General features: G+C 46.1%; 21 protein-coding genes. 17 read left to right on the forward strand and 4 right to left on the reverse strand.

The genetic code is table 11. The features are described from left to right. The 4 genes from RT269_RS20360 to RT269_RS20375 all read left to right on the forward strand — a co-directional run. Window positions 1–690, forward strand: a 690-nt coding sequence (locus RT269_RS20360) for an SDR family NAD(P)-dependent oxidoreductase (RefSeq protein ID WP_313185340.1), incomplete at its 5' end; no start/stop codon positions are given. 23 nt (window positions 691–713) lie between these two features. Beyond that, a complete protein-coding gene (locus RT269_RS20365; protein ID WP_100306733.1) occupies window positions 714–1,043 on the forward strand; it encodes a cupin domain-containing protein in 330 nt (109 codons plus the stop codon). A gap of 199 nt (window positions 1,044–1,242) precedes the next feature. After that, window positions 1,243–2,031 carry an AAC(3) family N-acetyltransferase gene (locus RT269_RS20370; RefSeq protein WP_313185341.1) on the forward strand — a complete coding sequence of 263 codons (789 nt, stop codon included), beginning with the start codon at window positions 1,243–1,245 and terminating at the stop codon, window positions 2,029–2,031. A gap of 136 nt (window positions 2,032–2,167) precedes the next feature. Next, window positions 2,168–4,186, forward strand: a complete 2,019-nt coding sequence (locus RT269_RS20375) for an alginate lyase family protein (RefSeq protein ID WP_313185342.1) — start codon at window positions 2,168–2,170, stop codon at window positions 4,184–4,186. A gap of 101 nt (window positions 4,187–4,287) precedes the next feature. Here the strand turns inward: RT269_RS20375 and RT269_RS20380 are convergent, their stop codons facing one another. Then, window positions 4,288–5,097: an alpha/beta hydrolase gene (locus RT269_RS20380; RefSeq protein ID WP_313185343.1), complete on the reverse strand. Its 810-nt coding sequence runs from the start codon at window positions 5,095–5,097 to the stop codon at window positions 4,288–4,290. Window positions 5,098–5,650: 553 nt separating this feature from the next. On the opposite strand from RT269_RS20380, the gene RT269_RS20385 reads away from it, so the two are divergent. The 8 genes from RT269_RS20385 (at window position 5,651) to atpC (ending at window position 11,938) form a co-directional block, all read left to right on the forward strand. Further along, window positions 5,651–6,346 (forward strand): F0F1 ATP synthase subunit A, encoded by a 696-nt coding sequence (locus tag RT269_RS20385; RefSeq protein WP_025230541.1) that lies wholly within the window; start codon window positions 5,651–5,653, stop codon window positions 6,344–6,346. A gap of 29 nt (window positions 6,347–6,375) precedes the next feature. Further along, a complete protein-coding gene (gene atpE, locus RT269_RS20390) occupies window positions 6,376–6,594 on the forward strand; it encodes an ATP synthase F0 subunit C (RefSeq protein WP_025230540.1) in 219 nt (72 codons plus the stop codon). A gap of 54 nt (window positions 6,595–6,648) precedes the next feature. Beyond that, a complete protein-coding gene (gene atpF / locus RT269_RS20395; RefSeq protein ID WP_054792038.1) occupies window positions 6,649–7,149 on the forward strand; it encodes a F0F1 ATP synthase subunit B in 501 nt (166 codons plus the stop codon). Further along, window positions 7,130–7,633 carry an ATP synthase F1 subunit delta gene (atpH, locus tag RT269_RS20400; RefSeq protein WP_313185344.1) on the forward strand — a complete coding sequence of 168 codons (504 nt, stop codon included), beginning with the start codon at window positions 7,130–7,132 and terminating at the stop codon, window positions 7,631–7,633. The genes atpF and atpH overlap by 20 nt, the downstream gene beginning before the upstream one ends. 5 nt (window positions 7,634–7,638) lie before the next feature. Next, the gene (gene atpA / locus RT269_RS20405; RefSeq protein ID WP_313185345.1) at window positions 7,639–9,147 is read left to right on the forward strand and encodes a F0F1 ATP synthase subunit alpha; all 1,509 of its coding nucleotides are present in this window, start codon (window positions 7,639–7,641) and stop codon (window positions 9,145–9,147) included. A 3-nt stretch (window positions 9,148–9,150) separates the two neighbouring features. Further along, window positions 9,151–10,047, forward strand: coding sequence for an ATP synthase F1 subunit gamma (gene atpG, locus RT269_RS20410; protein WP_313185347.1), 897 nt, complete (start codon window positions 9,151–9,153; stop codon window positions 10,045–10,047). A gap of 63 nt (window positions 10,048–10,110) precedes the next feature. After that, on the forward strand, window positions 10,111–11,505 hold the full coding sequence (atpD, locus tag RT269_RS20415; protein ID WP_310578761.1) for a F0F1 ATP synthase subunit beta: 1,395 nt from the start codon (window positions 10,111–10,113) through the stop codon (window positions 11,503–11,505). A 16-nt stretch (window positions 11,506–11,521) separates the two neighbouring features. Next, a complete protein-coding gene (gene atpC / locus RT269_RS20420; protein WP_313185350.1) occupies window positions 11,522–11,938 on the forward strand; it encodes an ATP synthase F1 subunit epsilon in 417 nt (138 codons plus the stop codon). Between the two features lie 69 nt (window positions 11,939–12,007). Here the strand turns inward: atpC and RT269_RS20425 are convergent, their stop codons facing one another. Then, window positions 12,008–12,814 (reverse strand): ZIP family metal transporter, encoded by an 807-nt coding sequence (locus RT269_RS20425; protein WP_313185352.1) that lies wholly within the window; start codon window positions 12,812–12,814, stop codon window positions 12,008–12,010. A gap of 322 nt (window positions 12,815–13,136) precedes the next feature. Here RT269_RS20425 and RT269_RS20430 point away from each other — a divergent pair, with 322 nt between their 5' ends. Both RT269_RS20430 and RT269_RS20435 read left to right on the forward strand, forming a co-directional pair. Beyond that, complete coding sequence (locus RT269_RS20430; protein ID WP_313185354.1) at window positions 13,137–14,666, forward strand: C40 family peptidase; 1,530 nt, start codon at window positions 13,137–13,139, stop codon at window positions 14,664–14,666. A 15-nt stretch (window positions 14,667–14,681) separates the two neighbouring features. After that, the gene (locus RT269_RS20435) at window positions 14,682–16,043 is read left to right on the forward strand and encodes an MATE family efflux transporter (RefSeq protein WP_313185356.1); all 1,362 of its coding nucleotides are present in this window, start codon (window positions 14,682–14,684) and stop codon (window positions 16,041–16,043) included. Here RT269_RS20435 and RT269_RS20440 read toward each other — a convergent pair. Further along, window positions 16,033–18,300, reverse strand: a complete 2,268-nt coding sequence (locus tag RT269_RS20440; RefSeq protein ID WP_313185358.1) for a sensor histidine kinase — start codon at window positions 18,298–18,300, stop codon at window positions 16,033–16,035. The genes RT269_RS20435 and RT269_RS20440 overlap by 11 nt on opposite strands. An 8-nt stretch (window positions 18,301–18,308) precedes the next feature. After that, window positions 18,309–19,004 carry a response regulator transcription factor gene (locus tag RT269_RS20445; protein ID WP_100306744.1) on the reverse strand — a complete coding sequence of 232 codons (696 nt, stop codon included), beginning with the start codon at window positions 19,002–19,004 and terminating at the stop codon, window positions 18,309–18,311. A 149-nt stretch (window positions 19,005–19,153) separates the two neighbouring features. Between RT269_RS20445 and RT269_RS20450 the strand changes: the two genes are divergently transcribed. The 3 genes from RT269_RS20450 (at window position 19,154) to RT269_RS20460 (ending at window position 22,751) form a co-directional block, all read left to right on the forward strand. Next, window positions 19,154–20,299, forward strand: coding sequence for a glycosyl hydrolase family 18 protein (locus RT269_RS20450; RefSeq protein WP_313185360.1), 1,146 nt, complete (start codon window positions 19,154–19,156; stop codon window positions 20,297–20,299). 89 nt (window positions 20,300–20,388) lie between these two features. Then, window positions 20,389–21,369: a leucine-rich repeat protein gene (locus tag RT269_RS20455; protein ID WP_313185362.1), complete on the forward strand. Its 981-nt coding sequence runs from the start codon at window positions 20,389–20,391 to the stop codon at window positions 21,367–21,369. 62 nt (window positions 21,370–21,431) lie between these two features. After that, entirely contained in the window at window positions 21,432–22,751 is a 1,320-nt protein-coding gene (locus RT269_RS20460) for a vWA domain-containing protein (protein ID WP_313185364.1), read from the forward strand. The last annotated feature ends 6 nt before the right edge of the window (window positions 22,752–22,757 follow it).

Consider the following 22,757-nt stretch of genomic DNA (forward strand, 5'->3'; position numbering starts at 1 on the left):
GCTGCCATAGAGCTGGGGAAGGCTGGTTATGACATTATTATCACCGGAATTAATCAGGAGGATGGGAAATCGGCACTGGAAACGCTGAAAAGCCATGGGATAAACAGCGAATTTATTTATGCAGATTCGATGAATGAGGTAGACGTCAACCGCTGCTTTGAAAAAATATCCCAGACTTATGATTCCCTGGATGTGTTAGTGAACAATGTGGGAGGTCTTGGCGGAAGGCAGCGCTTTGAAGAGATGGAGACTTCTTTTATGAGGAAGGTAATGGCACTTAACTTTGACAGCGCATTTTTTGCAAGCCGTGAAGCCATTCCGTTACTGAAAAAAGGCGATCGCCCATCCATCATTAACTATAGTACCATTGCAGTTACCTCCGGCGGGGGCCCGGGCGCGGGGATCTATGCAGCGAGTAAGGCAGCAATTGAAGGACTGACACGGGCACTGGCAAAAGACCTTGCGGATTATGGAATCCGTGTAAATGCCGTTTCCCCTGGCACCATTGATACGGCATTTCATTCTGCAACAAAACGTGAGATCCTGGAGTCATGGAAGGATGGGATCCTTATGAAACGGCTTGGAGAACCATCGGAGGTAGCGGCAGTGATCGGATTCCTGGTTTCTGAAAAAGCCTCCTTTATTACAGGAGAGATTATACAGATCAATGGCGGTCAGGTGTTTATCTGATGATATAGAAAGGGAGCGGCGAGATGGTTTTAAAATATGAAGATATAATTCCCGGGAATCCGGAGCCGGGAATCACCAGGCGCATTCTCGCAAGAGGCGGGAGCCTGATGGGGGTAGAGGCCTCCTTTATAAAGGGAGCAGTAGGAAGTGTACATAAGCATCCTCATGAGCAGGTCAGCTATATTGTATCCGGTTCCTTCCAGTATGAAGCAGATGGTGTTAAATATATTCTGAAGGCCGGCGACAGCTATTATGTAGAACCGGATTCACTGCATGGCGCAACTGCATTGGAAGATTCTGTGATCCTGGATATTTTTACGCCCCAGCGGGAGGACTTTATTGGGGAGGTATAAGAAGGGAAGAAGGTAAAGCTTCAGTTATAAAATTTTACACATAATGACAGGCTGCCCAAATGATAAATCGGCAGCCTGTCATTATTGTATTCCAGCCATTATTTTCATTTAAATTAGACTAACTTGAAAAATTATGTCATAATTCTTATGATAATAGACAGGATGATATTAATCTATTTGGAAAAAGAAAGGCGTTATTATGTATACAAAACAAGATCTAAAGCAGAATTTAAAAGAAATGGGAATTATGCCCCATGACACTTTGCTCCTGCACTCATCCATGAAGGCAATCGGAGAGGTTGAAGGTGGGGCGGATACCGTACTTGATGCTTTTATGGAATATATGTCTGACGGTCTGCTTATACTGCCCACTCATACATGGGCTGCCATGTCAGAATACCACAATGTATATGATCCACGAATAGAGCCGGCTTGCGTAGGTATTCTGCCCAATCTTTTTATGAGACGGAAAGGAGTACTTCGATCCTTACATCCAACCCATAGTGTAGCCGTGTACGGAAAGGATAGTAAGGCATTTATTGAGGGAGAAGAAAACCGAACAACGCCCTGCCCGCCAGGTGGCTGCTATGATCGTTTAAAAGACAGAAATGGTAAGATCCTGCTTCTTGGGGTTGGTCACGGGCGAAACACTTTTATACATTGCGTGGAAGAACATTTAGATGTACCGGAGCGCCTGACCAAGGAACCTACTTATTTTAAGATAGTCATGCCAGGCAATCAGATTAAGCCCTCTTTTATGCACTGTCATTACAATCCAGTTACGGATCATATTTCTGATAATTACACAAAGCTGGAACAGGCTTTCTATGACAGAAATGCAGCAGTTAAGACCTGTTTTGGCGATGCCGCCTGCATTCTGTGCAATGCTGATGCAGTATATGAAGTGACAAAAGATGTGTTGTCCCACCAGATTAACTGCATCATAGAATTGGAAACAATTCCTAAGGAGTGGTGGCTGAACGTATAAGATTTCACCCAATTCTATCGTTTTATAAATCTGAAAAAAGAATATGAATCTGAAAATCGTTCATTTCATTTATCCGGTTCTTCTATTATAATTATAGCAACTAATAAAATAATCTATTACGGAAGAGGTGGTTGAGATGTCAAAAGAGCAATATTTTGAAAACCGGAATAATTATATTAGCGGCGAGGACAAGGCATGGGTCACAGATTACTGCCAAAGGAACTGGCCGGAGGAAGTGAACCATATCCTCCGCATTGCAGATGATGCAATGGAGCATACGTTTTTGTTTGATTTGCGGTGGGATATGGAGCGAACCTATGAGCCGGTTCATTTTGATCAGGAAGTAGTTTGGGATTACATGCCGGGAGATGATCCGGAATTTATCTTTCAGTTCAACCGCCACCAGTTCTTTATATGCCTGGGACAGGCATATGCCATGACCGGTGATGAAAAGTATGCAAAGACTTTTGCAGAGCTATTAGATTCCTGGATAAAAGACAATCCTCTAACAGAAGAAACCAGGCAAACCACATGGAGGAGCATTGAAGCCGGTATAAGGGCTGAAACCTGGGTCAAGGCCATGGGCTACTTTAAGGACAGCCCCTCCGTGGATGACAGACTTGTGAAAGCATATATGGACTGTCTCACCATTCATGCAGAATACCTTATGACAACCTACAAACATTTCCAGATCAAGAGCAACTGGGGAGTTATTGAAAACCGGGGCCTTATGGAGATCGCGCTGGCACTTCCCATCAGTGACCGGACAAGGGAATATCTGGACGCAGCGCTTATGCGTCTTAGTGAAGAGATAGAAGTGCAGATCGCTGATGACGGAGTACACTGGGAGCAATCCCCTATGTATCATAATGAGGTGTTTCACTGTTATCTGGAAGTGATGCGGTTGGCCAGGCGCTACGGAATTAAGATTTCAAGGAAAAAGACGGAGAAAGTACGGCAGATGGCCTATGCAAATGTTGCATGGAAAAAGCCGAACCATTGCCAGCCCATGCAGGGAGACAGTGATGAAACCGATATCAGGGACTTACTGACTCAAAGCGCCTGGCTGTTTTCAGATCCGATGCTGAAATTCTGTGCTTATGACAAAATGGATTACGACGGAGCATGGGACTTTTTAAAAGAAGGAATCGAAGGCTACGGAAAGCTTATTGCAAAGGAACCGGATTTTTTAGACAGGGTTATGGAAAGCACCGGGAATCTTTTTGTCAGGTCCGGCTGGGATGAAAATGCAGATTATTTCCACTTCCGCTGCGGATTCCTGGGAGGAGGCCACGGCCATTCCGACAAGCTGCATGTAGATCTTGTGATCAACGGGGAGGATATCCTCATGGACACAGGACGTTACCATTATGTGCCTGGCGAAGCAAGAACATGGTTTAAAAGCGCCCTGGGCCACAATGTTCCTCTGATTGACGGCCGTGACTATTTAAAATGCCGGGATGCCTGGGGAGTGGATCAGATGTCTGCAGCATATTTTGGCGGTTATAAGAAAAAGGACGGGTACCGCTATATCCAGGGAAGCCACGGCGGATATTTAAATGGAGAAGAGGGAAACGTGTGGATCACCAGAAAGGTGCTGGCAATTGATACGGATCTTTATCTGATCGCGGACGAGTTTTTCTCCAGAGAAAAGCACACATACCAACAGCTTTTTCATTTTAACAACCAGGGACAGGTTTCCAGGTCCGGATGTACCGTGCGTTATTCCGGCAGCAGGACAGACGGGGAATTGACAGTTCTTACACAGGGGTGTGAGCTGAAGCTGTCAGATAGCCGGATATCCAGAAATTATAACCAGGTAGAAACGGGAAGGCAGCTTTTGACCGGTATAGAAGCAGATGGCTTTTCTTCTATTATTACTGTTGTATCGGGAGGGGAAAAGAAGAATTACAAATCTCCGGAACTTTCCCATCTTCCTGTATTTGGCGCGGATCCATCGGTTCCCTTAGATCCTTCTGATGCGGAGGCGGTATCTATTGGCTGGAAAGGAAAGAATTATGTGGTTATTTTGGCCCACCGTGATATCGGAGATTCCACGGACCTGCTTACCGCGGGAGACGTAAAGGGACTTGGAACGGTGATTGTGTTTGATACGGAAAAGCAGAAAGTGGGAGGCACGGTACTTCACTGGTAGAGAGCTGAAAAGGAATATATGAGAGAAAGCAGCGTTTATCCGAATAGGAAAAACGCTGCTTTTTTGCAATGTCTAAGGCTGAAAATGATGGTATTCTTGTCTTAAAGGGCAATCCGCGCCTCAATCCAGTGAAGGACATCATTGATGACTTCATCCCTGCAGTATTCATTAAAGATCTCGTGGAACAATCCTCCGTAGATCTTCATCTGCTTATCTTTTGATGGAGCGGCTGCGAAGAATTGATACGTGTCCTGTACGCTTACCAATCCATCCTTTTCCCCATGAAGCATGAGGATCGGATACTCAAACCTTCCCACTGCTTCTTTAAACCAGGCAATTCCCTGGCAGAGGGCGTAGCATAAGCCAGTGGTAAAGGTTTTTGAGTTATAAGGATCCTTGCCGTACCAGTCAACGACCTCGGCTACGGAGCATACGCCTGCTCCCAGTTCATTGGGAAGCTTGGTGTGGGGATCCAGGCCTTCTGGAACACCGCTTATCAACCCCATATTATCCTTTGTCAATGCGCCGCTGGTGATAATGCCCCGAAGCTTCTTGTCCGGATATTTTGCGCCGTATAAGGAAACGGTGAAGCCTCCCATGCTGTGACCGATTAAAAATACCGGGATATCCGGATGCTCCATGATTGCCATGTCCACCACAACATTGGTGTCATCAAGCAATTCATGGAAGTCTTCATAGTGGGTCCGTTCGCCTTCAGAACGTCCGTGCCCCCTGTGATCGAAGCGGTAGGTTGCGATCCCAGCTTTGTGTAGCAGCTCCGCAACGTAATCATACCTTCCCTGGTGTTCACATAACCCGTGGACTATGACGGCTGCTCCCCGGGCTGCCTCTGGAACTTCCCTGTTTAAAAACAGTTTGGTTCCGTCAAATGAAGAAATCATTTCTCCCATAATAATACCTCCTTTGATACATTGGTTTTGCATTTACCTTATTATACCAGAACTATATCTATTTTAATAGGAAGAAAGCCATGAAAAGCAGAAAAAATATTTTACAGGATATTTGTAGGATTTGATAGCCATATAAGAAGGGAGGGTTGGGAGCATATCTTTTTTCCCTATCTATTCTTATCTATTCTTAATTGTGTTAGGTACTAATGACGGTGAATTATAAAAAAGTGAAAAAAACGTAGTCAAATTACACAAATTATTAGAAAAAAATTCTACATAAAACCTAGAAAAATGCGTTAAAAATTAAAATCTTTAGAATTTAGACATAAGTTAAGTTAAAAAATTAATAATAATTTTAGAATTTCAAGCGAAAAATTGTCTCAAATGTTCAAACAATTAAGGGCATTAACAAGATGTTATGAAATTTGCAAAAAGTTGACAATTTCCGCATATGAAAGTATGATACACGGTAGACCTCTGCTATATTGTATATTTAAGAGTACAATCTGTAAATCTGGTAATATATAAAGGGGAAGACAGTTTAAGAAAGGAAGTGAGCATTACGGAGGATTTGGCAGAGAAGTTATTAGAGGAACTGAACTGCGAAACGGTTTTTACCATTCCGATATTCGGAGGCATTCCCATTGCTGAATCAGTAGTGGTGACATGGATTATCATGGCAGCACTGACACTCCTTTCCATCATTCTGGTGAGAAATCTTAAGGTTGAGAATCCTGGAAAGAAGCAGCTGGCGCTTGAAATGGCAATCGGTGGAATTTACAATTTCTTTGAAGATTTAGTGGGGGAAGAAGGGAAGAGATATATTCCTTATCTCATATCAGTTGGAATTTATCTCGGAGTGGCTAATTTGATTGGTCTGGCAGGTTTCAAGCCGCCTACCAAGGACTTAAATACCACTGCAGCGCTTGCTGTCATGAGCATACTTCTGATAGAATATTCAGGCCTTCACAAAAAAGGGGTAAAAGGTTTTATAAAAGGCTTTGCAGAGCCGTCACCGATTATAGCCCCCATTAACATCCTGGAATTATTTATTAAACCGCTTTCTTTGTGTATGCGGCTTTTTGGTAATATCCTGGCGTCATTTGTAGTTATGGAATTGCTTAAGCAGTTTGCAGCACTCCTTGTACCAATACCGTTCAGTTTTTATTTTGATATTTTTGACGGATTGATTCAGGCGTATGTATTTGTATTTTTGACTGCCCTTTTCATTAAGGAATCGGTAGAATAAACAATAGTAGATTAAAAGGAGAGATTATTATGTTAATAGCAATTGGAGCAGGAATCGCAGTATTCACAGGTATTGGAGCAGGAATCGGAATTGGAATAGCAACTTCAAAAGCAGTGGATTCCATTGCAAGACAGCCTGAGGCAGAAAGCAAGATCAGCAAGGCCCTGCTGTTAGGTTGTGCGCTTGCAGAGGCAACTGCCATCTATGGTTTCGTTATAGCCCTTCTCATCATTTTATTCCTTAAATAATTAACAAGGTCAGGATTAAGATGGAAAAATTGAAAAGAAAGGCAGGCGGTACAGATGCTTAGACTGGATATGAACTTTGTGTGGACTATCGTGAATCTCATCGTCCTGTATCTTTTGCTTAGGCATTTCCTCATAGGGCCGGTTTTGGATGTGATGAATAAACGGCGGGGAATGATTGAGCAGAGCATTTCAGATGCCAGGAATAAGGAAGTTTTAGCAGCGGATCTTAAAAAGCAGTATGAAGAAAAGCTGGCTGCCTCCTCCGATGAGGGTTCAAAGCTTATTGAAGAAGCGAAAAACCAGGCAAAGGCCCAGTATGACCGGATCTTAAAGGATGCGGAGGAAGATGCAGGCCGTTTGATGGTCGAGGCCAGGAAACAAGCTGAGGCTGATCAGGAAAAGGCATTGCGTGAGGCCAAGGCGCAGATTGCGGGCATAGTTATCGCAGCAGCGGCCAAGGTGGTTAATCAGGAGGTGAGCGCCAGGGCAAATCAGGCGCTTTACGATTCATTTATAGCAGAAGCAGGTGATTTTCATGATGCAGGCAGCAATTAATTACGGGCAGGTGCTTTATGAGCTCTCTGTTCCTGAATCAGCCATTGAGGAAACGGCTCTGGCACTAAAGACTGTGCCGGAGCTTCAGCGTGCTCTTAACAGCCCTGTGGTTGCAAGGAGCAGCAAGCACCGGATTATTGACCGCGTATTTCCTGCTGAGATCAGAACCTTTTTAAAGGTCTTGGTGGATCGCCGGGATGTAGATCTTGCAGATGATGTTTTTAATGCATGGCGTGCCTGCATTTGCAGACAGGAAGGAATCCTGGAGGCTTCCCTTTTCTACGTGACAGAACCGGAGGAAGAACAGCTTCGCGAGATCAAAGCAATGCTGTGTAAAAAATATGATAAACGTGATGTAAGGCTTCGCCTGATTCAGGACCCCGGTTTGATCGGTGGATTCATCATCCGAGTAGGAGATGTGGAAACTGACTGGAGCTTAAGGGGACGCCTTAGAGAATTGGAACAAAAAATAATGCGGAGGTGAAAAACGTGGCTTCCATCAATTCAGATGAAATAATTTCTATATTGAGAAGTGAAATTGAAGATTATGACGCTCATGCCAGGGACCAGGAAGTTGGAACTGTTATAAGCGTTGGCGACGGCATTGCAACGGTTTATGGAATTGACCGTGCGATGTACGGCGAAATCGTTATTTTTGATAGTGGGATCAAGGGAATGGTACAGGACATCAGAAAAGAAGATATCGGATGCATCCTGTTCGGTTCCGACCGGGACGTTAGGGAAGGTTCCAAGGTAACAAGAACGAAAAAGCGTGCCGGAATCCCGGTAGGCGAAAAGTTTGTGGGAAGAGTTGTCAATGCTCTTGGTGCTCCCATTGACGGGAAGGGAGAGATCATCTCTGACGATTACCGTCCCATTGAACATGAAGCTCCAGGCATTATTGACCGTAAGAGCGTGTCTGTTCCAATGGAAACAGGTATTCTTGCCATTGACTCCATGTTTCCCATCGGACGGGGACAAAGAGAGCTGATCATCGGCGACCGTCAGACCGGAAAGACTTCCATTGCCATTGATGCTATCTTAAACCAGAAGGGAAAAGGCGTGATCTGCGTTTATGTAGCGGTGGGGCAGAAGGCATCTACCGTTGCAAAGCTGGTAAATACCCTGTCAAATTACGGTGCCATGGATTATACCATTGTGGTATCTTCTTCGGCCAGCGAACCGGCACCCTTACAGTATATCGCACCTTATTCCGGTACTGCTCTTGCAGAGTATTTCATGTACCTGGGAAAAGATGTGCTGATCGTTTATGATGATCTGTCAAAGCATGCGGTAGCATACCGTTCCTTATCTCTGCTTTTAGAGCGTTCTCCTGGACGTGAGGCTTATCCAGGCGATGTATTTTATCTTCATTCCAGGCTTTTGGAGCGTTCCAGCCGGTTGAGTGAGGAAGCAGGAGGCGGTTCCATTACCGCACTGCCTATCATTGAAACCCAGGCCGGTGATGTATCGGCTTATATTCCGACCAATGTCATTTCTATTACAGACGGTCAGATATTCTTAGAAAGCGACCTCTTCTTCTCCGGTATGAGACCGGCAGTAAACGTAGGTCTTTCCGTATCCCGAGTTGGTGGAGCGGCTCAGACCAAGGCGATGAAAAAGGCTGCGGGGAGCATCCGTATCGACCTGGCACAGTGCCGGGAGATGGAAGTGTTCACCCAGTTCAGCTCAGATCTTGATCCTGCTACCAAGGAGCAGATCCAATATGGCAAGGGACTTACGGAGCTGTTAAAACAGCCTTTATGCCATCCTTTGAGCCTTCATGCCCAGGTGATCAGTCTGATTGTAGCCAATAACCGGCTGCTCTTAGATGTGGAAGCTACAAAGATAAAAGAGTTTCAGAGAGAATTGCTGGCATTCTTTGATGAACGCTATCCGGAAATCGGAAAGGAAATTGAAGAAAGCAGAGCGCTGTCTGACGAGCTGAAGCAGAAGATTGTTGATGTGACAGCCGAATTTAAACAGAAACGGGTGTAGGATATGGCAAATGCGAGAGAGATACAAAGCAGGATGAACAGCATCAAAAGTACTATGAAGATAACCAATGCGATGTATACCATTTCCTCGTCAAAGCTGAAAAGAGCAAGGAAAACCCTGACTGATACGGAGCCTTACTTTTACGCACTGCAAAGGACCATTGCCAGAATCATAAGGCACACGCCCGAAATTGACGACCCGTATCTGGATACCAGGCCGCATATTAAGAAAGAAGACCGTAAGATCGGATACATTGTGGTAACGGCTGACAAGGGGCTGGCCGGTTCTTATAATCATAATATTTTTAAACTGGCTCAGGAGCAAATTGACAAGGGCGGGAATCCCATGCTGTTCGTAGTTGGTGATCTGGGACAGCAGTATTTTACGAAAAAGGGAATACCGGTGGAACAGGATTTCCGGTATACCGTTCAAAAGCCCAATATGAGCCGGGCCAGAATCATTGAGGAAAAGATCGTGGATTACTTCCTTTCAGGAAAGCTTGATGAGGTATATATGATCTACACCAGAATGGTGAATGCCATGAAAATGGAGGCTGAGATCGAACAGCTTCTTCCCATTCCTAAGCGCCAGTTAAGCAAGAGCGTACCAATTAATGTGCATTTGGAAGAGATCACCATGAAGCCATCTCCACAGGCAGTGATCGATGCCATCGTGCCCAATTACATTGCAGGCTTTATCTATGGAGGTTTGGTGGAGTCTTATTCCAGCGAGCAGAATTCCAGAATGATGGCCATGCAGGCCGCAACAAAGAGTGCTCAGGAGATGCTTGACGAACTGGCGATAACCTATAACAGAGTCCGCCAGGCGGCCATTACCCAGGAGATCACCGAGGTAATCAGCGGTGCAAAGGCCCAAAAGAAAAAAAGGAAGAAAGCATAGTATCATCGGATGTTTCGGTTGACTTTAGAGAGGAGGAGTCCTCACGACTGTGAGTAACAGAATATGAATATAGGAAAGATCGTTCAGGTCCTTGGACCTGTAGTAGATGTTGAGTTTTTTGAAGGCAGCGAACTTCCCCGCATTAAGGACGCCCTTGAGGTGAATAATGAAGGGAAACGCTGCGTAATGGAAGTTGCACAGCATATGGGAAACAGCACAGTCCGCTGCATCATGCTGGCTTCCAGTGAAGGGCTGTATAAAGGTATGGAGGTAACCGCTACCGGGGAAGGTATTAAGGTTCCGGTAGGCGAGCAGACTCTGGGACGCCTTTTTAACGTGCTTGGAGAGACCATTGATAACGGCGGTTCCTTAAATGGCGGTCCGGAGTGGGTCATACACAGAGATCCTCCGGCCTTTGAGGAGCAAAGCCCTGTGGCAGAGATCCTGGAAACGGGAATCAAAGTCATTGACCTTCTGGCTCCTTATGCAAAAGGCGGAAAGATCGGTCTGTTTGGCGGCGCCGGTGTTGGTAAGACGGTTCTGATCCAGGAGCTGATCCATAACATTGCCACGGAGCATGGCGGATATTCTATTTTTACTGGTGTTGGAGAGCGTTCCCGTGAGGGTAATGACCTTTGGACCGAAATGGGAGAGTCCGGCGTTATTTCAAAAACTGCCCTGGTATTTGGTCAGATGAATGAGCCGCCGGGTGCACGTATGCGTGTGGCTGAAACTGGACTTACCATGGCGGAATACTTCCGTGACGAAGAGCATAAGAATGTGCTTTTATTTATTGATAATATTTTCCGATTCACCCAGGCGGGGTCTGAGGTTTCTGCCCTTCTTGGACGTATGCCGTCGGCAGTTGGTTACCAGCCTACCCTGGCTACGGAAATGGGTGAGCTTCAGGAGAGGATTACTTCGACGAAAAATGGTTCCGTTACTTCTGTACAGGCAGTATATGTGCCTGCCGATGACTTGACGGATCCGGCACCTGCAACTACTTTTGCTCATTTGGATGCGACCACCGTACTATCCAGAAAGATCGTAGAACAGGGTATTTATCCGGCAGTTGATCCCCTTGCCTCAAACTCCCGTATTCTTGAACCGGATGTGGTTGGGGAAGAGCATTATGAAGTAGCCCGTAAGGTACAGGAATTGCTTCAGAAATATAAGGAACTTCAGGATATTATCGCTATCTTAGGTATGGAAGAATTGGGAGATGACGATAAGATCACAGTTTACCGTGCAAGAAAGATCCAGAAATTCTTATCCCAGCCTTTCTCTGTGGCTGAGAACTTTACAGGTGTTGCAGGTAAATACGTTCCCCTTAAGGAAACTGTCCGGGGCTTTAAGGCAATTGTGGATGGAGATATGGATCAGTATCCTGAGGCTGCATTCTTTAATGTGGGAACTATTGATGAGGTGATTGAAAAGGCCAGGACATTAGAGGCTTAGCTTGGAGGTGCTGCCTGTGAGTAAAAATACGTTTTTCCTTCAGGTTCTTGCCAGTGATAAAGTGTTTTACAGAGGCTTGTGCCAGGAGCTTGTGGTTCCTCTTTCAGATGGAGAAAAGGCGATTCTTCCTCATCACGAAGATATGGTCATAGCAGTATCCATAGGGGAAATGCGTTTGTTGGATGAAAACGGCCAGTGGATTCATGCAGTTGTTGGAAATGGTTTCATCCAGATTATCAACAATCGTGTGACACTTCTTGTGGACACTGCCGAGCATCCGGAAGATATTGACGAACGCCGGGCAGAAGAAGCAATGGAGAGAGCGGCCGAGCAGTTAAGGCAGAGTAAAAGCCTTCAGGAGCATTCTCATTTTGAGGCTTCTATGGCCAGATCGCTGGCCAGGCTGCGCACAAAACACAAACATGAGCTTTGACAGGAAATGATGATAAAAAAAGAAGGATATCCGGGAGGAAGAAATCTGCCTCCCGGATATCCTTTTTTCTTATCCTAAAGCCACGTCTAAAATCATCATGATCAGAAATCCCACCATAACGCCAAGGGTTCCAACATTGGAATGTTCTCCTAAATGCGCCTCGGGAATCAGTTCTTCCACTACCACGTACATCATGGCGCCGGCCGCAAAGGACAGAAGCCAGGGCATGAGCGGCTGGATACTGCCTGCCACGAGTACGGTAAGGATTCCGAATATAGGCTCTACAATGCCAGACATGCTCCCCCGTATAAATGCCTTTCCCGTGGAAAGACCTTCCTGCTTAAGGGGCAGGGAGATGGCGGCACCTTCCGGGAAGTTCTGGATGCCGATGCCGATCGCAAGTGCCATGGCAGCAGTATATAGAGTCGGATCGTTTCCATGCTGTGCAGCCAGGGCAAAAGCCAGTCCGACGGCCATACCCTCTGGAATGTTATGAAGCGTCACGGCCATGACCAACAGGGTGGTCCGTTTCCAGGTGGAAGAGATTCCTTCCGCCTCATTCGTTTTATCACTGTTCAAATCTGGATGAAGGTGAGGAAGAAGGGTATCTAACAATATGAGAAATAGTACTCCCAGGACGAATCCTCCTGCAGCAGGTATCCAGCCCGCAGTCCCGCTTGCCTCAGCCTCGGCGATGGCTGGAATGAGAAGCGACCACACCGAAGCCGCGATCATGACACCGGCAGCAAAGCCCAGGAAGATCCTCTGGACAGACGGGTTAACATCCTTTCGGAAGAAGAATACAACCGAAGCCCCCAGGGTGGTCATGAGAAATGTAAAGCCGGTACCACCGGCAGCCCACAGAACAGGCGTCATAATAAGCCCTCCTTTATCTCTTTAAAGTCAGGGGTTCTGACTGTGTTTTCACTCCTTTAACTATACCATAACCTCAGTTTTGACGCAATGAGATAAATTCCCTTTCCATTTCCGACAGTTTTATGCTAAAATAGACCTAATTTTACATAGTAAATACCTTTTGGGCGTCCTTTTATGTCCAAAGAACATGGGCAACAAATAGGAGATACCCTACGGGTATCCCTTTATGCCTAAAGAGCATAGGCAATAAATAGGAAACACCCTTCGGGTATCCCTTTATGCCTAAAGAGCATAGGCAACAAATAGGAAAGGAATTTGATTTATGAATATAAAAATAAGATGGAAAAGGCGTTCTGCCTATTCTGTATTTTTGGCAGCAGCAGCAGTTTCTTTATTAACAGGTTGCAATAAAACAGAAGCAGTCAAAGGACCTGGAAAGGATGCAACGCCATCCATTGCCATAATAACGGAACAAAAAAATGAACTGCAGCCTATTGATGCACTTACTCCAGGGGGAGACTTGATGCCAAGACTTCTTAAGGTGCCGGAACAAAAAGAAAATCCTATTCCGGAATATTTGCGGAACGGGGTAGAGCATCCGGTGGTGGCCAGTCTTCAGGAGCGTTTGATGAATTTAGGCTTTATGGATAATGATGAGCCCACCCAGTATTTTGGTAATGTGACGGAGGCTGCAATTAAGGTTTACCAGCGACAGAATTGCCTGGTTCAGGATGGAATTGTAGGGCCAGAGACGTTAAATTCCATTATGTCACCATCTGCCAAATATTATGCTGTGTCAAAGGGTGTGGAGGGTGACGACATATCACGGATCCAGAGCCGCCTTTATGAGCTGGGGTATCTTGCCAGTGCAGGTCAGGTATCCGGCAGCTTTGGGGATGAAACGGAGGCCGCAGTCGAGAAGCTTCAGGAGGTAAACGGCTTAAACATAGATGGAAAAGTAGGACGTCAGACCATGAACCTGCTTTACAGCGAAGAGATCAAACCAAACTTTCTGTCTTATGGAGAAAAAAGTGATTTGGTTTTATCCAGTCAGCAGCGTCTTAAGGAGTTGGGATATTTAACGACCACTCCGGATGGGGCATATGGAAATGATACGGTGATAGCGGTGAAACAGTTCCAGTCCCGGAATGACCTGGTTGTGGATGGATATTTAGGGCCATCCACCCGGATCACTTTAATGAGCGCTGGGGCGCAGCCAAATGGCTTGACCCTGGGTGAACAGGGAGAATCGGTTACCAGGATCCAACAGCTGTTAAATAAATACGGGTATCTGGCTTCTGCTAATGTGACAGGATATTACGGTGAAGTAACGGAAAAGGCGGTTAAGGCATTCCAGAATAACAATGGCCTGAAAGCGGATGGTTCTGTAGGGCAGCTTACCATGAGCAAGCTTACGGGAAGCGGTATAAAATCTGCAGGCTCTTCCGGTTCCTCAGGCGGTTCCTCGGGAGGTACCGTTAAGGGAGGCTCTGGTGTAAGCGGACTGCTTTCTATTGCCAGATCAAAGCTGGGACGCCCCTATGTATGGGGGGCTAAGGGTTCGGAATCCTTTGACTGCTCGGGATTTGTTTACTGGTCTCTCAACCAGGCCGGCGTCAGACAGAGCTATCTGACCTCGTCCGGTTGGAGAAATGTAGGTAAATATACAAAGATCACCAGCTTTGGAAGCCTGCAGGCAGGCGATATCATCGTGGTAAGCGGCCACGTGGGAATCGTAGCCGGGGGCGGAAAAGTAATCGATGCTTCCTCCAGTAACGGTCGGGTAGTGGAACGTTCCTTAAGCTCCTGGTGGAAGAGCAACTTTATCTGCGGCTGGCGTATATTTGGATAGGAATGGTTCAGAATAATGAGTATGAAAACGCAGAAAAAAGCAATTAATATGGTAACGGATTCACCGGGAAAGGCTCTTTTGCTCTTTGCCCTTCCCTTAATTCTTGGAAATTTATTTCAGCAGTTTTATAACATTATAGACTCTGTCGTGGTCGGACGGTTTGTGGGAGAGGAGGCCCTGGCCTCAGTAGGCGCCTCCTATTCCATCACAAATGTGTTTATTGCCATTGCGGTAGGAGGCGGAATCGGAAGTTCGGTGGTGGTGTCCCAGTTTTTAGGGGCAAAACAGACTGGAAATATGAAAACCGCCATATCCACCACCCTTATAAACTTTTTATCCATAGGAGTGATACTCGGCGGTCTTGGGCTTCTTTTCAATCACCGGATTTTAAGCTTCATGAACACCCCGGAGAATGTATTTTATGATGCCTCGGTGTATCTTGGGATTTATTTTATAGGGCTGCCCTTTTTATTCATGTATAATGTACAGGCTTCTGTTTTTCAGGCCCTGGGAGATTCTAAGACTCCCTTGTATCTGCTGGTTTTCTCTTCTCTTTTAAATGTTGTACTGGATCTTTTGTTTGTTACCCAGTTTTACATGGGGGTAGCCGGTGTGGCGATTGCCACTTTGATCGCTCAGGGATTATCAGCGGTTCTTTCCTTTCTCGTTTTGATAAAACGGTTAAAGGGGTATGAGACAACAGAACCATTTCGGCTTTATGACTGGAATATGATGCTTCATATGATGCGGGTTGCCATTCCTTCCACCCTTCAGCAGTCCATCGTCCATATCGGAATGCTCCTCGTGCAATCCGTGGTCAATGGTTTTGGCTCTGCGGTAATGGCGGGCTTTGCGGCAGGGACCAGGATCGAATCTATCTGTATTGTTCCCATGCTTGCTCTTGGAAATGCCATGTCCACCTATACGGCTCAGAACATAGGCGCTGGAAAGACAGACCGGGTAAAAACGGGCTACCGTTACTGCTATCTCATGGCAGGGGCTTTTGCGGTTATCATCTGTGTTGTTATGGAAACCTGGGGAGACTTGTTTATACGAAGCTTTTTAAACGAAGGCAGTGCGGAAACAGCGTTTCGAACAGGCATGGATTATGTCCGGTTCATTTCCTTTTTCTATATCTGTATTGGCTGTAAGGCGACCACAGACGGGCTTTTGCGTGGTGCAGGAGATGTGGTGGTATTTACGGTCGCCAATCTGGTAAATCTGGCGATCCGGGTGTCGGTAGCGGCTGTGCTCGCTCCCGTTATTGGCGTCCAGGCCGTTTGGTTTGCGGTTCCAATGGGCTGGACGGCCAATTATATTATATCATTCTTCCGATATCTGACGGGAAAGTGGGAGAAGATACGGCTTATTTCTTGACGGGGAAGGCGACGCCTGCTTTAAATAGATCTCCGTCAATGTAAAGCCTTAATTCCCCGCCCTGAAGCTCGGCCAGGCTTTTTGCGATAGAGATTCCCAGCCCGCTTCCTTCCGTGGTCCGGGCAACATCTCCCCGGACAAAGCGTTCGGTCAGCTCATCCGCGCGGATGTTCAACGGGTTTTGAGATATATTCTTCATAGTGAAAACCGCCATATTCTCTTCCAGAGTAATGTCTACGTATACCCGGCTGTGTTCCATGGCATACTTGAACGCGTTGTTATAAAGGTTCTCAAGCACTCTCCACAAATACCTGCCGTCCGCCTCGACCAGGATGGATTCGGCCGGCAGGGTGGAAACCAGTTCCAGGTGCCGGAGAGCAAATTTTTCTTCAAATTCTCCATTGGTCTGATGAATGAGTTCTACAAAATCAATGCTGGTGATCTCCAGCTTTAAATTTCCTGAGCTTGCCTTTGAGGCCTCTACCAGATCTTCTGTCAAAGTCTTTAATCGCTGGGACTTCTGTTCCAGGACTTCTAAATAACCCTGAATCTTCGGGTCTTGAATCTTTTCCCTTTTTATAAGGTCCACATAATTTATGATGGATGTCAGAGGCGTCTTAATATCATGGGATACATTGGTGATTAAGTCTGCTTTTAAGCGTTCACTTCGTACCTTTTCCTGAAGTGCCGTTTCAAGTCCGGTGCTGATGTGATTGATGTGCTCAGCCAGTTCCCGCTCTTTTCCGTTAAATTTCAAGGTATTGATCTTATAAGTGGTATCCCCTCTGGAAATATTTAAGAGGGCCTCATTGATCTGATCGGTCTCCCATGCATTTTTGTACATCTGATGGAATATCCAGAAATCCAGGCAGAAAAACAGCAGAGCAACTACCCCCATAAGAATTCGGGATTCTAAGCTGTTATAGGTAAATAAAAGGATGGCAAATGCCATCGTCATGGCAACGTTAAAGACCAGGAACAAGGTGTAAGAAAGCATAATCCGCGTAGTAAAGCGCCGGTTTTTAAAGTACAGGGACAAATTTTTAAGTCCCAGGTGCATAAGACTTCCAGTCCAGAGATTTCCTGCCTTATAACGTTTTAACAAACTTAATGCGGCTGACAGCCCGGCTGCATAATAAATGAGGACCCGAAGGGCCAGCTCTCCGTAATCCCATTGGTCAACGGCAAAGAAAAGGTGAATAATCTTATATGCAAGCCGGTTTGCCAGAAACAGGGCGAGGATGGCGGCCACAGAATACAGAAGGAGACAGCTCTCTGCAGGGAGCCGGTCAATCCGTTCCAATGGACCGTGGCTCTGTTTTCTGTCTGTATGCCCAGTCATGTTTACCAGGGCATACAGGGTCGCGATACAACCCAGGATTCCCAGGCACAGGCTGATCATTCCGGTGATGAATAACAAACGCATCTGGTCATAGGAAGCAGAGGCCCTCGCATAAGCATCGCCGTAGGGATAGGAAGTATCCACAGCTATCGTCATATGATAATTGCCGTTGTTATAGGGATTCATCTTTTCCAGCTGGGAAGAAACATTCTTTGGGACAGTGGTTAAGTTGGAGTCCACATAAAGCGCTTCTCCTGTTACGTAAAGGTATTTCCCCATTGTCTTAAAATCATTGATGGATTTGCCGGTAACGTTGCTGTATAGCTTATAATCTTCAGCCGTGTTCTGATAGAGGACTTCAAACTTTAAGTTGCTCGGATTCTGGATAAAGCGGTAATAAAATGAATAGTAATTACCCAGGTGGGTCAGCACCTCATAGGCCAGCTGATCCATGGTGAGAAATGCTTCTCCAGGCTCAGTGATCTTAAAGTCCGGTTCATAGGCCCGGTAATCTACCCGTACATACGAGTCTGAGTCATCTGCAGCCGGTTGCCCTCCGCTCACTTTAAACTGCTCATTCAGATAATAGCCCAGGGATTTGGCCCTCCGTATCATCTCATCCACCGTATATTCCATTGTGGTTCCCGGACCTTCTACGACCCGGACAATGGGTTTTGAATAGTCAAGCTTCCCGTTGGTCTCAAATACTTCTTTATATTTTACATAATTAAAAATATCGTCAATATCAGATTTAAGCTGACGGGTGAAATCAGGCGTGTCCTCATAAGTCTCATGATTGATCCAGTGGATTCCCTCCCCGTAATGGGAATTGCTGTACATGATGGAGACGCCGACAACAACAAGAAGGGAGAAGAGTATATGCATGAGGACTGCAAAATCTTTTCTTTTTTTCATAAGCACTCCTATTGTTTCTCGATCTTATAGCCTACACCCCATACCACTTTTAAATAGCGAGGTTCTCTTGGGTTGATTTCGATCTTTTCCCGGATGTGCCGGATGTGTACGGCCACGGTATTATCTGCGCCGATCGCTTCTTCATTCCAGATCTGCTCATAGATTTCGTCAATGGAAAATACTTTTCCTGCATTCTTTACAAGAAGCAGCAGGATGTTGTACTCAATGGGAGTCAGCTTGATCAGTTCTCCCTCTACGGCAACTTCCTTGTTATCGTCATTAATGGCCAGGCCTCCGCATTTATACACTTGTCCGGCTGGCTGTTGGTTCATATTGCCAAGCTGGGTATAACGGCGCAGCTGTGATTTCACCCTGGCTACCAGCTCCAGCGGATTAAAGGGCTTTGTAATATAATCATCTGCCCCGATGTTTAGACCCAGGATCTTATCGGTATCCTCGGATTTGGCAGAGAGGATGATGATGGGGATGCTGCTTGTCTCACGGACCTTTAAAGTGGTCCGGATTCCGTCAAGGCCAGGCATCATTACATCCAGTATCATTAAATCTACTTCGTGTTCTTCCAGAAGCTTCAGGGCATCATAGCCATCATAGGCCTTAATCACATGAAACCCTTCTCCTGTCAAATATATATCAATAGCTTCTACGATTTGTTTGTCATCATCACATACTAAAATATTCTGCATACGAAAACCTCCTTTTTCAATATTATACAACGAAGGCAGTAAAAAAGCACATTACATTTTTCTAAAGAAGCCTGAAAAGATGTCTGTTTCTGTCATGTTACGGATTTTTTCATCATATGATTTACCAATTCTGGTAAAAGGATGCTGCTATGAGAATATATGTGGTAGAGCGGGGAGACAGTGTGGACACCATTGCCGAATCCCAGGGCATTCCGGTACAAAACCTTATTTTTGATAACCAGATTGGTTATCCATACCGCCTGGCTGTAGGCCAGGCACTTTATATTAGGGATGAAAACCCTTCGGAAGAAAGGGTGCCTCTTTATGTGTTCGGTTATGCATACCCGATCATCACTCCGGATAATCTGGAAAATACTCTTCCATTTCTGACGGATCTTTATGTTTTCTCTTATGGATTTACCATGGAGGGAGAGCTGGTTCCGCCCATGAGCCCGGATGACTGGATGATAGAAAGGGCGTGGCAGCTTGGAGTGCGCCCGATTTTGACCCTTACTCCTCTCGGCCCTGACGGGCATTTTAACAACAATCTGGTATCTGAGGCTGTGCATAATATGGAGGTCCAGCAGCGGCTGATCTGGAACCTGGGTCTTACGATGCTGGAAAAGGGATTTGGAGGTCTGGATTTTGATTTTGAGTACATTATGGCGGAGGACCGAGTGGCTTATGCAGACTTTGTAAGACTGACTACCCAGATCATGAACCGGTTCGGTTATCAGGTCACGGTTGCCCTGGCACCTAAAACATCAGCCGCACAGGCAGGGCTTTTGTATGAGGGAGTAGATTACGCGCTTTTAGGCGAGGCGGCTAACCGGGTGCTTCTTATGACTTATGAGTGGGGATATACTTTCGGCCCTCCCATGGCAGTTGCCCCCATCAACATGGTCAGAAGAGTAGTGGAGTATGCTGTGACAGCCATCCCAACGGAAAAGATCAGCCTGGGAATTCCAAATTACGGATACGACTGGCCCCTGCCCTATGAGAGAGGAGTGACGAGGGCAAGGACCATAAATAACCTGGAGGCGATCCAGATTGCCATTGATCATGGTGTGGAGATCCAATTTGACGAGGTTGCCATGTCCCCATATTTCCGTTATTGGCAATATGGAATTCAGCATGAGGTTTGGTTTGAGGATGTGAGAAGTTATAAGGCCAAGTTTGACTTGATCAAAGAATTCGGGTTAACAGGTGCCGGGTATTGGCAGCTCATGCAGTTTTTCCGGGCAAACTGGTTATTGCTGGAGCAGATGTTTATTATTAAAAAGTATGGAGAGTGATTTTACCTGTTTCCAGAAAAACTCCGTTGCATTTCATCCGTTTTTCTGTTATATTGATGTGTTAAACGGTTAGTGGAGAGGATTTCAGGATGTTTTTATATCAGATGAAAGATGACCATGTACGGATTCTGGGGTGTCGGGGATATGACGGTTCCATACGGATCCCGGAGAAAATCGGAGGCCGGCCGGTGAGAGAGCTGGCTGCCTACGCGTTCTCCGATGGCTGGGGGAAAAAAGAAATGCTTTCATTGGCAGGAAAAGAGATATGCCTGTGCGATGAAGAGGGCAATCCAATTGAAATAGAAGAAAAAGAATTTCCGCCTGAGATAAGCTGTGAAGGGCTGATCGATATATATCTGCCGGATACGATTAGGAAAATAGGAAATTATGCATTCTATAACTGTTATGAATTAAGCCGCGTGGAGTGCTCAAGCTCTATTTTTGATGTAGGCTCCGGTCTTTTTACCGGCTGCACAGGGGTTCGGTTTTTAGATATTCATATGATCGATGGAGAACGTTCCTGCATGAAGGAACTGCTTGCGGAACTCCGGCAGGAACTTTATGTAAACTATTATAGCAGCAAGGGGAATGCGAGGCTGGTTTTTCCTGAAATGTTTGAAGAATCCGTGGAGCATACGCCGGCCAGGATCATCCTCCGGGAAATGCATGGCTGCGGCCATATGTACCGTTACTGCTTTGACCAGACGGAGTTTCAGTTTCATAAATACGACGCCCTGTTCCCTCACATCCTGGTGCAGGAGCCGGAGCGGGTGACTGCAGCCCTGGTTCTGGGAAGGCTTTATACTCCTATGGAACTTCTTGAAAAGGATAGGGAGGCCTATGAGGCTTACCTGATGGAACATTTTAAGGGAGCGGCGAGACTGGCACTTGAGGAAAAGGACCCGGCCCTTTTCCTTTGGCTTGCCGGGCAGTACGGCCATAATCAGGAGGACTTTGACGGGATGGTCGACATGGCGGGAAGCGCTGACAAGCCTGAGATTCTTAGCGTCCTTATGAGTCTTCGCCGACAGCGCTTTAAGGCAGGGAAACGGAAGTTTTCCCTGACATAATATCATTAATCTAGGCAAATCGAACAGCCTTATATAGAATAGAACAGAAAGAGGGTGGAACCATGATCGATCCGGTGAAACAAAGGCAGCTTGATGAACTGGCAGAGGTGGAGCTGGGCCATGAGATCCTGACCAATGCCCGCAATGAACTTTATTTAAGCTTCCGGTATCTGGATGTAGCCCTAAACAGCCTTGGGTTTGCGGCTGACTGGACAGGCCAGGGCGTAGGAACGGATGGGTTTGTGATCTATTATCAGCCGGAGCATTTGTTTTCCCTATATAAGAGAAGCCGGACCCTGGTGAACCGGGCCTATCTGCATATGCTTTTCCACTGCCTGTTCTGCCATTTGAATGGGAAAGGGGAACGGGAAAAGGAATACTGGGATCTGGCCTGTGATATCACCATAGAATCCATTTTGGATGGATTTTATGTGAAACCCGTTTACCGGCACCAGACTCCTTACCGCAGGGAGGTCTACGGCAGGCTGGCAGAAAAACGAAAGGTGTTTACCGCTGAGGGAATTTATAAAGAGCTTCAGGATATGAGTCTGACCCCGGAACAATATGGACGAATGGCAGCTGAATTCTACGTGGACAACCATGACCGGTGGGAAGAGGAGGCACCACCGGGAGTTCAGATGGAGCGGCAGAATAAATGGCAGAACATACGGGAAACCATGCAGACGGAAATGGAGTCCTTTGGAGAAAAGAATGAAGAATCTTCAAGAAACCTTTTGGAACAGGTGAAAATTGAAAATCGGGAGAAATATAATTACAGGCAGTTTTTAAGAAAGTTTGCAGTGTTGAGGGAGGAGGCAGAGATCGATCCGGATTCCTTTGACCCAGTGTTTTATACTTACGGCATGTCTCTTTACCGAAATATGCCTCTTATTGAGCCTCTGGAAACAAAGGAAGTTTTTAAAATTGAGGATTTTGTGATCGTGATCGATACATCCATGTCTGTATCCGGGGATCTGGTTCGGCATTTCCTTCAGGAAACCTATGGCGTCCTCGGGGAATCGGAAAGCTATTTCCGGAAGATCAATATTCATATCATCCAGTGTGATGAGGAAATCCGCTCTGATGTGACCATCACAAGCAGGGCGGAGATGAAAGAGTATATGGAGCATTTCACATTATCCGGATTTGGCGGAACGGATTTCCGACCGGCTTTCGAGTATGTGAACGGCCTTTTAAACAAAGGGGTCTTTAAGAAGCTCCGGGGCCTTTTGTATTTTACAGACGGAAAAGGGATATATCCGGTGAAAATGCCGCCCTATGATACGGCATTTGTCTTTATGGAAGACCAGTATGAGGACATTTCCGTACCAGGCTGGGCCATGAAAGTGATCCTGACAGAAGAGGATCTGGAAGTAACTTGACAGGAG

It is taken from the genome of Lacrimispora sp. (assembly GCF_032078915.1).
Taxonomy (GTDB): Bacteria; Bacillota; Clostridia; order Lachnospirales; family Lachnospiraceae; genus Lacrimispora.